We start from the raw sequence: 14425 nt of genomic DNA on the forward strand, positions 1-14425 counted from the left end.
GCGCGGCAAGCGCGCGAAGCGACGCACGGCGCACGCGCGCTCGTCACCTGATCGTGCTCATGCTGTTCGTCGTGACGACGCTCAACTATGCCGACCGCGCCACGCTTTCCATCACCGGCACGGCGATGGAACACGCGCTGGGCCTCACGCCCGTCTCGATGGGCTACATCTTTTCGGCATTCGCGTGGGCTTATGTGATCGCGCAACTGCCAGGTGGCTGGCTGCTCGACCGGTTCGGCTCGAAGCGCACCTACGCGCTCAGCATCTTCTTCTGGTCGGTGCTCACCATGATGCAAGGCTGGGTGGCCGGGCTCGCCGTGGGCACCGCGGTCGCGGCGCTCTTTGCCCTGCGCTTTCTCGTCGGCGCAGCCGAAGCGCCCTCTTTCCCGGGCAACAGCCGTCTGGTGGCCACGTGGTTCCCGACCGCCGAGCGGGGCACCGCGGCCGCCATCTTCAATTCGGCCCAATACTTCGCCACGGTGCTGTTCGCGCCCATCATGGGCTGGATCACGCACGCCTTCGGCTGGCCGCACGTGTTCACGGTGATGGGTGTGCTCGGCATTCTGATCGCCGCCCTCTGGATGAAGACGGTCTACACGCCGCGCGAGCATCCGTTGATCAATGAATCAGAGCTGCGCTACATCGAAGAAGGCGGTGCGCTCGTGGATCTCGACCGGCAGCGCGGCACTGCGGCCACAGCGCGGCCCGCGCCGCGCGTGAAAGTGGGCGCGTGCCTCAAGGAGATGCTGGCGAGCCGCATGCTGCTTGGCGTCTTCATCGGCCAGTACTGCATCACCACGATCACGTACTTCTTCCTCACGTGGTTTCCCATCTACCTCGTCCAGGAGCGGCACATGTCGATCCTGAAGGCGGGATTCGTCGCGGCGATTCCGGCGATCTGCGGGTTCCTCGGCGGCGTGCTGGGCGGCGTGATCTCCGACGCGCTGCTGCGTCGCGGCCATTCGACGACCTTCGCGCGCAAGGTGCCGATCGTGGCCGGCATGCTGCTCTCGACCGCGATGATCGCGTGCAACTACGTCGACACGCAGTGGCTCATCGTCGCGATCATGGCGCTCGCGTTCTTCGGCAAGGGCGTGGGCGCGCTCGGCTGGGCCGTGGTTGCCGATACGGCGCCCAAGGAAGCGAGCGGCCTGTGCGGCGCCCTCTTCAATACATTCGGCAACACGGCGGGCATCACGACGCCGATCGTCATCGGCTACCTCGTGCAGGGCACCGGCTCGTTTGCGGCCGCGCTCGTGTTCGTAGGCGCCAACGCGCTCGTGGCCGTCGGCTGTTATCTGTTCGTGGTGGGCGAAATTCGCCGCGTCGAACTCAAACACTCGCTGATCGCTTCGGCATGATGTTGCGCCTCGCGTCACGTCGCGCACCCCACTGCTGTCTTTGCCGCGTGGCAGCCCTGCCGTACGCCGCCACGCTTCTGTGCCTCACTCGCTGCTCCGGCGTTTTTTCACCCCACTGCATCTGACCATGAACGCTTCCGATTCCCTGCGCCCCACCGACGCGCCGCGCGTCACCGACCTCCAGGTCATTCCCGTCGCCGGCCGCGACAGCATGCTCTTGAACCTGAGCGGTGCGCACGGCCCGTTCTTCACGCGAAACCTGGTAATCCTGAAGGACAGCGCCGGACATACGGGCGTGGGCGAAGTGCCGGGTGGTGAAAAAATCCGCCAGACCATCGACGATGCGCGCCCGCTCGTGGTGGGCCAGCCCATCGGCGCCTTCAACAATGTGCTGAACGAAATGCGCCGGCGCTTTGCCGACCGCGACGCAGGCGGCCGTGGCTTGCAAACCTTCGACCTGCGCACCACGATTCACGCCGTCACCGCGCTCGAAGCGGCGCTGCTCGACCTGCTGGGCCAGCACCTCGGCGTGCCGGTCGCGGCACTGCTCGGCGAAGGCCAGCAGCGCGACGAGGTGGAGATGCTGGGCTACCTGTTCTATATCGGCGATCGCCGCAAGACCGACCTGCCCTATTCCGAAGGCGCCGATGCCACCGATGACTGGACGCGCCTGCGTCACGAGGCTGCGCTCACGCCGGAAACGGTGGTGCGCCTCGCGGAAGCGGCGCACGCGCGCTACGGTTTCAACGACTTCAAGCTGAAAGGCGGCGTGCTGCGCGGCGACGAAGAGATCGCGGCCGTCACCGCGCTCGCCGAACGCTTTCCGCACGCGCGCATCACGCTCGATCCGAACGGCGCCTGGTCCCTCGCCGAGGCAATCCGCCTGTGCCGCGACCAGCACGACGTGCTCGCCTACGCCGAAGATCCGTGCGGCGCCGAAAACGGCTACTCGGGCCGGGAGGTCATGGCCGAATTCCGCCGCGCGACGGGCCTGCGCACGGCCACCAACATGATCGCCACGGACTGGCGCCAGATGGGTCACGCCATCCAGCTTCAGTCGGTGGACATTCCGCTCGCCGACCCGCATTTCTGGACCATGCAGGGTTCCGTGCGCGTGGCGCAGATGTGCAACGACTGGGGGCTCACGTGGGGCTCGCACTCGAACAACCACTTCGACGTTTCGCTCGCCATGTTCACGCACGTCGCGGCCGCGGCGCCCGGCAAGATCACCGCGATCGATACGCACTGGATCTGGCAGGACGGGCAGCGCCTTACCCATGATCCGCTGAAGATCGTGGGTGGCAAGGTGACGGTGCCGCAGCGCGCGGGGCTCGGCATCGAGCTCGACATGGATGAAGTGGCGAAGGCGCACGAACTGTACAAACAGCACGGCCTGGGCGCGCGCGACGACAGCGTCGCGATGCAGTACCTGATCCCGAACTGGACCTTCGACAACAAACGCCCTTGCCTCGTACGCGGCGCGTAACGCCCGCCGCGCGCGATTACGCCTGCTTCAATGTGGCGTCGAGCGCGCGGGCGGCGATGCGGTCCCGCTCGGTAACGAGCGGGACGCGGAAAACCGTCTGCCGGTTATGGCCCGCGGCAGCCGGCGAATCCCACAGCAATTCGACTCTCGGCCAGCGCCCCCAGCCCGCAAGGCTTGCCCGATTCGGCGTATTGCGCGCCGCGCCGGGAAGCGCAGAACCCGAACCGGCTGGAACGGCATCCGGATCGGGAACATCCGTGCCTGCGGCGAAGGGTGAAATCGATGCACTGGGCGCAGAAGCGGTTGTGGCCGTCTGGGCTGTCTGGGGCCAGCGCACCGAGAGTTCGCGCGCATCGTATTGCCCGATCTTGCGGCTTTCGGCCCAGACCACCGCGGTACGTGTCGTTCCATCGAGCGACACCGCGTAGCGGCCAATCGCAAATCGACGCGCGGCGACATTGGTTCTCCACAGTGCACGCGGCCGGCAAATCCACAGTACGACGGCATACAGCGTAGGCGCCGCCACGAGCCAGCCGTTCGTCTCGGCCACGGCGAGAAGGGCACGGCGCCAACCGGCGGTCCACACGAACGCGCCCACGGTCCAGACGGCAAAGACGAAGCCGAGAAAGGCGAAGAGCCGCAGTGCTTGACGCAGCCATTGGGGCAGCGGGTGAAACGGACGCTCCGCGCGAGCCCGCGCGCCGGGCAAAAAGATCAGCAGGAACAGGAAGACGAGATTGATGCAGGCCCACGGCGACGACGCCATAGCGGCAAGTGCGGAGAGCAGATGCATCTCCGACATCGAGAACAGCCAGCGGACCAGGATCACGAGACCGATGGCGCGCAGTGCGAAGAGCGTGCCCGCGCCGGGCGCCGCGTTCGCGCGCGTCTGTTTCGTTCTCGTCAAGGCCATACTCCTGTCGTGTGCGGCGCCGCATTTTTGCGGCACGGCCATTATAGGGACATTGGGATGGCGCCTCATTCCTCGTGTGCCGAAAAACACCTTTCGCGATGCTTTCCGCACGCGCGGTGCGGCGCAGATGCAACAACGCCCCGTTGCCGGAGGCAAACGGGGCGTTGTTCGCGGCGGCTTGATGACTGCATCAAGCCACCCAGAACGCGCCTGCGCGCGCTGACAATCAGCCGGCGGCGACTTCGCGCAGCACCGTGCGACGCTTCTGCCGCAGCAGTTCTTCGTACACGGCCACGTAGTTCTTCGCCATGACCTTCGACGAGAAGCGCGCTTCGAACGCCTTGCGCACGTTCTCGCGCGGCAGGCTCGACAGGCGCTTAACGGCTGCGACGGCGCTGATCTCGTCTTCCACGACGAAGCCCGACACGCCGTTCTCGATCACTTCCGGCACCGAGCCGCGCTTGAACGCGATCACCGGTGTGCCGCAGGCCATTGCCTCGATCATCACGAGACCGAAGGGCTCCGGCCAGTCGATCGGGAACAGCAGCGCGTGCGCGCCGCCCAGGAACTCGGCCTTCTCGGCTTCGCTGATCTCGCCGATGTACTCGACGTGCGGCAGCGCCATCAGCGGCTTGATCACTTCGTCGTAGTAGGCGCGGTCGGCCTTGTCGAGCTTGGCGGCGACCTTCAGCGGCATGCCGGCCTGCTCGGCGATGCGGATCGCCGTATCGAGACGCTTTTCCGGCGAAATGCGGCCGAGGAACGCGAGGTAGCTCGGCTGGGTGTCGGTACGCGGCGTGAGCAGGTTGTCGGGCAGGCCGTGATAGACGGTCTGCATCCACTTCGCCTGCGGCAGCGGAATGCGCTGGTTATCGGAAATCGACACCACCGGCACGTCATTGAACGTGCTGAACACGGGTTGCAGTTCGGGCAGGTCGAGGCGGCCGTGCATCGTGGTGACGAACGGCACCGGCTGGCGCGAGAACAACGAGAACGGGTAATAGTCGATGTGGAAGTGCAGCACGTCGAACTCATCGGCACGGCGGCGCACCTCTTCGAGCAGCAGCATGTGCGGCGCGACCGTGTCACGAATGGTGGGGTCGAGGCGCAACGCCTGCGGCCAGAAGGCTTCGAGCTTTGCGGAAGTTTGCGAGTCGCCGCTTGCGAACAGCGTCACGTCGTGGCCTTGTTCGACGAGCGCTTCGGTCAGGTAGGACACCACCCGTTCCGTGCCGCCATACAGCTTGGGAGGAACCGCCTCGTGCAACGGAGCGATTTGAGCGATTCGCATAGTGGTGAACTCCTTCCTCGTAATAAATCGGGCAAAAATACTGCAGGTTGACTGATTGGCCACCGCTATGGACCGCGCGGGCCATCCCCGGCAGCAAGCCCCATTCCCGGCAGCACCCGCCTGTCTTCATGGCAGGACGGTACACCGGCGGTAAACGTTCAGAAAGAACTGGCGTTGACAGTTCTTCAAAATTCTGTAATTTGCCGGCCAGGCGGTTCGTATTATCCGCGCTGCAACAATTCGGCCGAGGTCAACATTTCAAATACTTTACGTTGTTACAAAGCCGAAACACTTTGCAACCCATTGTTTTCTAAGACACTTCTAGATTGGAACGCTTTCGCGGCAGCCGTTGCCACCATCCTTCGAAGGGCTTTTCGCAGAGCATCGAACCAGCCGGCGCGCACCTTGCTCCACTCCCGGCGCCGAGACCGAATGCAATCTGTAATTGTAACGTTAATTGCCGCTGTGATCCGCGTTGAACCACCGCAGCAACAACGGGTCGACGAGGCATGCACCCCGCCGTTCTGTCGCGCTATGATGCGCGGCCCATGCGGCAAACCGTACAGCGGAGCGCGGCATGCACGTTTAAAATGCCGGAACGCCTATCCGCTCTCGCCGTCACTCGCCGTTGCGGCATCTCCGCAACCCGGCCGCGTAGCCAACCACCCGTTGCTGACCGACGACACGCTCAATTGGAACATTTGACCACTGCCCAGCGTAACGCCCACAACGCAAAGCTCGCGAGCTATGCGCACCGGCCGCTCGCGTTCCTCTTCCGCTTCATCCGCCGCCATCCGCTCGCGCATGCCATCGTGCTCGCCAGCGTGTTTGCGGCCGTGGCCTGCGCGCTCGCCTCCCAGTACGCCATCAAGCATCTGATCGACGTGCTGGGCGCGGGGCGCAACCATCCGGGGCCGCTGTGGGGCGCGTTCGCGATCCTCGTCGGGCTGATCGCCGCCGACAACCTGCTGTGGCGCGTAGGCGGCTGGGTTGCCGCCCACACTTTCGTCGCGGTGACGGGCGACCTGCGCCGCGACCTGTTTCAGTACCTGAGCGGCCACTCGCCCACCTACTACGCCGAAAAGCAGCCCGGTACGCTCGCGAGCCGCATCACGGCAACCTCGAACGCCGTCTACACGGCCGAGAACACGATGGCCTGGAACGTCCTGCCGCCCTGCATTGCGGTGATGGGCGCGATCGTCATGATCATCACGGTCAATCCGCTGATGGCGGGCGGCCTGCTGCTGTGCTCTGCGATTCTTTCGGTCATCCTCTACAAGCTGGCGGGCCGCGGCTCGGCGCGACACCACCAGTTCGCCACGCGGGCGGCGTCCGTGGACGGCGAACTCGTCGACGTCATCGCCAACATGGCGCTCGTGCGCGCCTTCGGCATGACGCTGCGCGAGCAGAAGCGCTTTGGCGCGACCGTGAAGGCCGAGATGGACGCGCGCCAGAACAGCCTGCTGTATCTCGAAAAACTGCGGCTGCTGCACGCCGTGATCACCGCGCTGCTCTCGGCAGGACTGCTCGGCTGGGCGCTGTGGCTGTGGAACCAGGGGCGCGCCACCTCGGGCGACATCGTGCTCGTGAGCTCGCTTGGCTTCACGATCCTGCACGGCACGCGCGACCTGGCCGTGGCGCTCGTCGATGTCACCCAGCACGTCGCGCGGCTTGCCGAAGCCGTGCAGACGCTGCTTGAGCCACACGGCATGCCGGACCGCAACGACGCCACCACGCTCGTGGCCAGCGGCGGGCGCGTGGAGTTCGACAGCGTGACGTTCGCGTATCCGCGGCGCAAGCCGATTCTCGACCACTTCGACCTGCGCATCGAGGCCGGCCAGCGGGTGGGCCTGATCGGCAAGTCCGGAGCGGGCAAATCGACGGTGCTGGCGCTGCTGCAGCGGTTCTACGACCCACAGGGCGGCCGCATCCTGATCGACGGCCAGGACATCGGCGCGGTCACGCAGGACAGCCTGCGTCACGCCATTGCGCTCGTGCCGCAAGACATCTCGCTCTTTCACCGCACGATCTACGAGAACATCGCCTACGGCCGCCCCGACGCCACGCGCGAAGAAGTGATCGCGGCGGCTCGCGAAGCGCGCTGCACCGACTTCATCGAAGCCATGCCCGAAGGGTTCGACACGATCGTGGGCGACCGCGGCGTGAAGCTCTCCGGCGGTCAGCGGCAGCGCATCGCGATCGCACGCGCCATCCTGAAGGACGCGCCGATCCTGCTGCTCGACGAAGCGACGTCCGCGCTCGACAGCGCGTCGGAAGAAGCCATCCAGCAGGCGCTGGACCGGCTGATGGTGGGCCGCACGGTGATCGCCATCGCGCACCGCCTGTCGACGCTGCACAACTTCGATCGCATCATCGTGATGAGCACGGGCAAGGTGATCGACGACGGCAGCCCCGAAGAGCTGCGCGAGCGCCCCGGCCTCTATCGCGACCTGCTCGCCAAACAGTACGGCAAGACGTCCACGCTGCATCTGGGCAGCAAGAAGGTCAACGAGAAGCACGTCGCCTGAGGTGGCGGGGCCTCACGAGACTTCATGGGGCCGCACCCAGTATCACCCGCCGTCGGCGCGCCACAACCGCTCGGCCCCTACTCTGCCGCCAGCGGCACGTGCGCCATGGGGCCATGGCCGGGCGCCTGCTGGGTGCCAGCACCCTCGCCGCTATCGCCACCCTCGCCACTCGCGCCCGCGCGCGCCAGATCGCGCATGAAGTTGTCGCGCCACACCGAGACGTTGTTCTCGCGCAGTCGCGCCATCATGTCCCGATAGCGCGCCTGGCGCTCCTCGAGCGGCATCGCAAGCGCGGTGGCGAGCGCGTCGGCCATGCCGTCGATATCGAACGGATTCACGATCAGCGCGCCGCCCAGTTCCTGCGCCGCACCGGCGAACTGCGAGAGCACCAGCACGCCCGGGTTCTCCGGATCTTGTGCCGACACGTACTCCTTCGCCACGAGGTTCATGCCGTCGCGCAGCGGCGTGACGTAGCCTACGTGCGACGCGCGAAAGAGTGCCGCCAGCACCGACCGCTCGTATTGGCGGTGGATGTAGCGGATAGGCGTCCAGTCGAGTTCGGCGAAGCGCCCATTGATGCGGCCCGATTCGGCTTCGAGCCGCAGCCGGATGTCCTGATAGGCGTGCAAATCGGCGCGCGTGGGCGGGGCGATCTGCAGGAACGACACCTGATTGCGCTGTGCCGGCGCGAGGTCGATCAACCGCTCGAACGCGCGAAACCGTTCCACGAGCCCTTTCGAGTAATCAAGCCGGTCCACGCTCATGATGACCTTGCGCGAATGCAGCGTCGCCTTGAGCGTGCGCACCGGCTTGCCGCGCTCACCGGCTTTCGCCAGTTCCGCAATCTCGTCCGGGTAGACGCCGATCGGATAGGCCCCGGCCCGCAGCGTGCGGCCGAATGCCCGCACAGTCGTGAGACCGTCGGGCCGCAGTTCCACCGCACCCGCCGCTTCGTTCACGACGTAGTCGCAGAACGCACGCAGGTCGGGCGCCGTCTGGAAGCCGAGCAGATCGAACGCGCAGAGTGCCTCCACGAGCGCGCGATGCGGCGGCACCGCGAGCAGCACCTGCGATGCGGGAAACGGAATGTGCAGGAAGAAGCCGATGCGGTTCTTCACCCCCGCCGCGCGCAAGGCCTGCGCGAACGGAATCAGGTGATAGTCGTGAACCCAGATCACGTCGTCGGGGCGCAGGAGCGGAACGAGCTGCTGGGCAAGCCAGGTGTTGACGCGGCAATAGCCTTCGAAGTCGTGGCGGTCGTACTGGATCAGATCGGCGCGGTAGTGAAACGCGGGCCACAGCGTCGCATTCGAAAAGCCCCGGTAGTACTGGTCGTAATCGCGCCTCATGAGGCCGATGGTCGCGAACGTCACGGGGCCGCGCTCTTCGAGCTGAATCTCCAGTTGTCCCGACGAAAGCACGTCGCCGCTCCAGCCGAACCACATGCCGCCGGTTTCCTTGAGCGCATCGTAGACGCCGACGGCAAGACCGCCCGCCGCGGGTCCGCCCTCCGAAATAGGCGCCACGCGGTTCGACACGATAATCAATCGGCTCATGAAAGGCAGGTTCCGTACGAAGACAAATGGAGCGGCGCGGGCGCGCGGCAAAGGCCGGAACGCACCGCGGCGCGCAAGCTCACGTCGCGCCCTGGGCGTGCGCGACGATCGAGCCAAGCCAGGCGAGCAGCGAATCGACCGACTCGACTCGCGCGCGGGCGATGGTATCGCCGCCGCCAACCTTGATGGAGAGCCCGCCGTGCTCGTTGACCACGGCGAAGCCCTTCTCGTCGGTCAGATCGTCGCCGGCGAAGAGCGGCGTGCGGCCGGCAAACGGCGGCTCGTCGAGAAAAGCGCGCAGCGCGCGGCCCTTGTCGACGTCCTTGGGCTTGATCTCGTAGACCATCTTGCCGGGCTGCAGCACATAGGCGCCTGCATAGTCGGCCACGAGCCGTTCGGTGGCGGCGCGCGCGACCGCTTCCCGCTCGGGCGCGTTGCGATAGTGGAGCGCGAGCGCGGCGCCCTTGATCTCGAGCAGCATGCCGGGATTGCGGCTCACCACGTCCGCGAGCACCTGCTCCATGCGCAGCAGGCGCTCGTCGTTGAAGCCGACACGCTGGGTGTCGCCGTTCGCGTCGCGCCGCTCCGCACCGTGCATGCCCGCCACGGGCAGGTCGGGAATGCCAAGGAACGAATCGATGCTGTCGATGCCGCGCCCCGACACGATGGCCACCGCGCCATGCGAGAGACGACGCAGGTCATGGAGCAGCGACACCATTTCGGTCGGCACCAGAATGCCGTCCGGCGTAGGCGCCAGTTCGACGAGCGTGCCGTCAAAGTCGAAGAAGAATGCCGTCTGGGAGGGGGTGACCACGGCAGGAAGGAGTTGCATCTGGTTTCTGGCCTCTCGGCGGCGTGCGCCGGAAAAGTGAGCGAATCTTACCGCGCATCAGACAATTTTTCGACAACGTAAGCCTGGCGCGAACCTGAAGCGCTTCGTCCAACGACGCCCGGACGCGACCGCGCACGTGCCACAGCCGGTAGAACGCGGCAGCGTTGGCTTCCATGCAGATCGCGAACAATCGGCCTGCGCGGACCTTTCCGCCTCACGCCGGTCAACATACCCGCCTGCGGCAAATTGCCTCGCTTTCTCCTGCATTGCCCGCGTTTGCTGGCGCGGAAAGGGCACTGCAAGGCAGCGCGGAGCCGTTTTTGCTAGAGTCCCAGCCAGGGCGCGGCAAGCCGTCGCACTGGCATCCGCCGCGTTCATTGCGTCATCGCACAGCGTCGTTGCGCGCCGCCATTCACATCAGCCAGCCCAAGCGCAGCCGCATCGCGGGCCAAGGCCGGACAACTGCCGCGGCGCACTGAAGATCGAACTTCCGGACAAGCCTTTGTTCCCCAACTTTGCACCTCGAAACAAACTGGACGCCAACCGCCGCTCAGGTTCTCTGCCCCAGCCGCCCCGCCGGCCGCCGCGTCGGTACAGAGTCGTAGCATCTCTCGTGCTCACCGCGGCGCTCGCAGGTCTCGCTGCGTGCTCGCACGACAACGAGCCGTGGCAGCTCACGAACGTGAGCGGGCATCTGCCCGACCTCACGTTTTCGCTGACCGGCGACGACGGCCGGCCCACGTCCGCGCAGGCATTCCGCGGACAAACGGTGCTCCTGTACTTCGGCTACACGCACTGCCCCGATGTCTGCCCCGAGACGATGGCGCGGCTCATGCAGGTGATCGGCAAGCTGGGCCCCGATGCGCAGAAAGTGCGCATTCTGTTCGTGACCGTGGATCCGGCCCGCGACACGGCGCGCGCGCTGCACGACTACGTCGGCGCCTTCGATGCCGAGCACGCACGCGGCCTCACCGGCACCGACGGCCAGATCGAATCCCTCGCGCAGCGTTACCGCGTGGCCTACCAGATGGAAAAGCGCGATCCCAACGGCGACTACGAGGTCACGCACAGTTCCGCGGTCTACGTGTTCGATGCGCAAGGGCACGCCCGGCTCATCGCCACCGATCAGGACTCGCCCGATGCCATCGCCCACGACGTGCGGCGCGTGATCGAGTCCACGTCGTAGCCGGCCCCGGTTCTGCCTTCGCTCCGTTCCCGTTCAACTCAACTGAAGCCCACTCATTTGCCTGCTCACTTCGCCATGTCGATCCGCCATTCATTGCTCGCTTCCCACGCTCGCGCCGCCACGTTTGCCGCGCTGCTCGCGACCGCCTTCATCGGCGCCCCGGCCATGGCCATGGCAGCCGACGCTCACGCCGTCACCGCGCGCGACGCCTGGGTGCGCTGGCTACCCAACAACCTGCCGGCGGCCGGCTACGTCACGCTTGCCAACGACGGCGACAAGCCGGTCGACCTCGTCGGCATTTCGAGCGACGACTACGGCAGCGCGATGCTGCACCAGACGGTGTCGAACGGCTCGACCCAAAAGATGGTGATGGTCGACAAGCTGACGGTGCCCGCGCACGGTTCGGTAGCGATCGCACCGGGCGGCTATCACCTCATGCTCGAGGACGCCTCGCACAAGATCATGCCGGGCAGCACCGTGCATCTGAAGCTGAAGTTCTCGGACGGCGAAACGCTCGACACCGCGTTTCCGGTGAAGCCCCCCGCGGGCGTGCAGTGAACGGCAGGCACGGCTGACATCGTGATAAATCTGCTCTACTGGCTCGAACCCTGGGAGCCGTCGCCGACGGTCGTGATCGCCATCGCGGTCGCGGCGGTGCTGTTCGTGCGCGGGCAGCGCAAGGCCCGCGTGTCGTTCGCGCGCCGCTTGTCGTTCTGGCTCGGCCTCACCGGGCTCTACGTCGCGCTGCATACGCGGCTCGACTACTTCTTCGAGCACGAGTTTTTCATGCACCGCGCGCAGCATCTCGTGCTGCATCACCTCGGGCCGTTCTTCATTGCCCTTGCCTACCCGGGCGCGGCTTTGCGTGCCGGCATTCCGTTCGCGTGGCGGCAGCGCTTCGTGCGACCGGCGCTCGCAGCGCGCCCCGTGCGGGCCGTCGTGGACGTCTTGATGCATCCGGTCGTCGCGGTCGTGCTGTTCGTGGGGCTCATCTATTTCTGGCTGCTCTCGCCGATCCATTTCATGGCGATGCTCGACTGGCGGCTCTATCGCGTCATGAACTGGAGCATGGTGATCGACGGCCTGATGTTCTGGTGGCTCGTGCTCGACTCGCGGCCCGCGCCGCCCGCGCGGCTCTCGCCGGGGCGGCGCGTGCTGATCGTGATTGCCGCGATTCCGCCGCAGATCGTGCTCGGCGCGTTCATCTTCTTTTCGCCGCGCGAGCTTTATCCGATCTACTCGATCTGTGGACGCGCATTCACGTGGCTCAGCCCGCTGCGCGATCAGCAGATCGGCGGGCTGCTGCTGTGGATTCCGGGATCGATGATGAGCGTGCTTGGCGCCGTGCTCGCCTTGCGGCACTGGATGCGGCTATCGGCGCGTGCGCGGCTGCGCGAGGAGCGGGTCGGGATGGCGCCGGTAGCGGCGCGTCATGACGGCGACGTCGGCGGCGGCATCACCGGCAAGCAAGCCGGCGCGGCGAGCGGAAAGACGGCGAAAAGCAGCGCCTGAAAGTCGCGGCGCGAGGCAGCGCTCAAGCGATGCGCTCAAGCCGCAGAGCGCATCCAGACGTGCGGAATGCCGTCTTCCTCGTGAATCTCGGAGATCGGCTCGAAGCCGAAGGCGCCATAGAACTTCTGCAGATGCGCCTGCGCGTGCAGGCGAATCGGCACGCCCGGCCACTGCACGCGAATATGAAAGAGCGCACGGTCCAGCATCGCGTTGCCGAGCTTGATGCCGCGAAACGGCGCCGTCGTGAGCACCCGGCCGATGCGGACGTCGGGGTCGGACGCATCGGGCAACAGCACGCGCAGATAACCGGCAAGCTTCGGACGACCGCCCTTAGCGGTGCCGTCCGCTGCGTCGTTCGCCTTGGCGCTGTAGGCAAAGAGGTGCCATGCGGTGGTATCGAGACCATCGATGTCGCCGTACAGACAGTTCTGCTCCATCACGAATACCGCCGCGCGGGCGGCCAGCATGTCGTAGACCTCGACGGTCGTGAGGTCGTCGAATGCTTTCCAGCGCCATTCGACATGCGCAAACTCGGGGATGCTCGGTTGCTCGGCCATGGGACGTTCGTCACGCTGCGGGAATACGCGATTATGCCGCGCTCACCGGGCGATGGGCAGAGCCGCCCGGGCGCCGCGTTGCACACACCGGATTCGCCACGCGCGGCGCCGGCTAGAGGTGCTCGCGCAAGAAGCTGACCACCTCGTGCTCGATTTGCCGATGAATCTGCGCTCGATCGACCCCGGGCGCGTCCTGGCACACCATGGGCTGATCGAGCGCAATCGAGTCAGGACAAGGATCGATAAAGACGAAGTGATTGCCGGGCACGACCTCCATTTGCGGCCTCGGCTGCAAGCCGGTCGCAACGGCAAGTGCATTGACCGCGCTGCCAAGATAGGCGTCGTTTTGCGGACGATAGAGCAGCGTGGGCACACGCACGGCGGAAAGCGCCGACGCATCGAACATGACCGCCAGCGGATCCATCAGCACGAGCGCCTTTACGCGGCGGTCGAGAGGCGGCTTCCACGCCGCGAGTTCGGGCGTGATGGCGGCGGCCGATTCTGCGACAGGCGTGGTCCCGCCCTGCGCGACGCGACGCGGACATGAGCCGGGATCGTCGTGCGTCGAGCAGTACGCGACTGCGGCCCGGAAGTCTGGTTTCGCTCCCGCGATGATCAACGCGGTGTAGCCGCCGGCCGAGAAGCCGATCATGCCGATACGGTTTTCGTCGACGCTCGCCGAGAACCGTGGATCCGCGAGGACGGCATTGAGCGACGCCTCAGCTTGCCGCGGACGATCGATCAAGATGCGCGACTGTGTCGGCGCCGGCGGCGAGCCGTAAGCATCGCCCACGTGCGTTGGGAGAATGACGATGAATCCGGCACGCGCAAGCGCGGTCGCCAGCTCACGATGGCTCAGCGGACCGCCGCGCCGGCCATGCGAGAGCAGCACGACGGGAAAACGCCTGTCCGCGATGGGCGCGGCATTGCGCGTGGCCTCGATCAGGAACGGCCCCGCTTGCCAGGCGGTTTCGCGATCGCGGGTGGGATAGAAGACAACAGTGTCGATCGGCGCGGTTTGATCGACGACAGTCAGGCGGATGACGCCTGCGTTGAAGCTCGGCGCGTCGGTCTGCGCCCGAGCCGCGCACGCGAACGCAATAAACAGCACGACGGTCACTATCCAGCGCATGGCGTGGCTCCTCGCACGTCGCTCGAAATGAGCGTGGGCGAAGAAGCATAGCAAAGGCGGTTGGGGATGGG

Annotated in this window: 12 protein-coding genes; 6 read left to right on the forward strand and 6 right to left on the reverse strand. The window is 66.0% G+C overall.

Translation table 11 applies throughout. The features are described from left to right. The first annotated feature begins 59 nt into the window (after window positions 1-59). Window positions 60-1361 (forward strand): MFS transporter, encoded by a 1302-nt coding sequence (locus P2869_RS12355; RefSeq protein ID WP_233411330.1) that lies wholly within the window; start codon window positions 60-62, stop codon window positions 1359-1361. 127 nt (window positions 1362-1488) lie between these two features. Further along, window positions 1489-2847, forward strand: a complete 1359-nt coding sequence (gene gudD, locus P2869_RS12360; RefSeq protein ID WP_199540385.1) for a glucarate dehydratase — start codon at window positions 1489-1491, stop codon at window positions 2845-2847. A gap of 16 nt (window positions 2848-2863) precedes the next feature. Here the strand turns inward: gudD and P2869_RS12365 are convergent, their stop codons facing one another. Together P2869_RS12365 and P2869_RS12370 are read right to left on the reverse strand one after the other, a co-directional pair. Next, window positions 2864-3754: a hypothetical protein gene (locus P2869_RS12365; RefSeq protein WP_277596642.1), complete on the reverse strand. Its 891-nt coding sequence runs from the start codon at window positions 3752-3754 to the stop codon at window positions 2864-2866. 232 nt (window positions 3755-3986) lie between these two features. Then, on the reverse strand, window positions 3987-5051 hold the full coding sequence (locus P2869_RS12370; protein WP_026121411.1) for a glycosyltransferase family 4 protein: 1065 nt from the start codon (window positions 5049-5051) through the stop codon (window positions 3987-3989). Window positions 5052-5743: 692 nt separating this feature from the next. On the opposite strand from P2869_RS12370, the gene P2869_RS12375 reads away from it, so the two are divergent. Continuing rightward, on the forward strand, window positions 5744-7579 hold the full coding sequence (locus P2869_RS12375; RefSeq protein ID WP_277596643.1) for an ABC transporter ATP-binding protein: 1836 nt from the start codon (window positions 5744-5746) through the stop codon (window positions 7577-7579). A 77-nt stretch (window positions 7580-7656) separates the two neighbouring features. On the opposite strand, the gene otsA is transcribed toward P2869_RS12375, so the two are convergent. After that, entirely contained in the window at window positions 7657-9135 is a 1479-nt protein-coding gene (otsA, locus tag P2869_RS12380) for an alpha,alpha-trehalose-phosphate synthase (UDP-forming) (RefSeq protein ID WP_277596644.1), read from the reverse strand. A 79-nt stretch (window positions 9136-9214) separates the two neighbouring features. After that, complete coding sequence (gene otsB, locus P2869_RS12385) at window positions 9215-9967, reverse strand: trehalose-phosphatase (RefSeq protein ID WP_017774695.1); 753 nt, start codon at window positions 9965-9967, stop codon at window positions 9215-9217. Between the two features lie 613 nt (window positions 9968-10580). Between otsB and P2869_RS12390 the strand changes: the two genes are divergently transcribed. The 3 genes from P2869_RS12390 (at window position 10581) to P2869_RS12400 (ending at window position 12665) form a co-directional block, all read left to right on the forward strand. Continuing rightward, window positions 10581-11153, forward strand: a complete 573-nt coding sequence (locus tag P2869_RS12390) for an SCO family protein (protein ID WP_277596645.1) — start codon at window positions 10581-10583, stop codon at window positions 11151-11153. A 75-nt stretch (window positions 11154-11228) separates the two neighbouring features. Further along, window positions 11229-11711: a copper chaperone PCu(A)C gene (locus P2869_RS12395; RefSeq protein ID WP_277596646.1), complete on the forward strand. Its 483-nt coding sequence runs from the start codon at window positions 11229-11231 to the stop codon at window positions 11709-11711. A gap of 24 nt (window positions 11712-11735) precedes the next feature. Further along, window positions 11736-12665, forward strand: coding sequence for a cytochrome c oxidase assembly protein (locus tag P2869_RS12400; protein ID WP_277598129.1), 930 nt, complete (start codon window positions 11736-11738; stop codon window positions 12663-12665). A gap of 35 nt (window positions 12666-12700) precedes the next feature. Here the strand turns inward: P2869_RS12400 and P2869_RS12405 are convergent, their stop codons facing one another. After that, window positions 12701-13222 (reverse strand): GNAT family N-acetyltransferase, encoded by a 522-nt coding sequence (locus tag P2869_RS12405; RefSeq protein WP_277596647.1) that lies wholly within the window; start codon window positions 13220-13222, stop codon window positions 12701-12703. 112 nt (window positions 13223-13334) lie between these two features. Next, complete coding sequence (locus P2869_RS12410; RefSeq protein WP_277596648.1) at window positions 13335-14354, reverse strand: alpha/beta fold hydrolase; 1020 nt, start codon at window positions 14352-14354, stop codon at window positions 13335-13337. Window positions 14355-14425: the final 71 nt, after the last annotated feature.

The organism is Paraburkholderia sp. SUR17 (assembly GCF_029536165.1).
Classification (GTDB): domain Bacteria; phylum Pseudomonadota; class Gammaproteobacteria; order Burkholderiales; family Burkholderiaceae; genus Paraburkholderia; species Paraburkholderia kururiensis.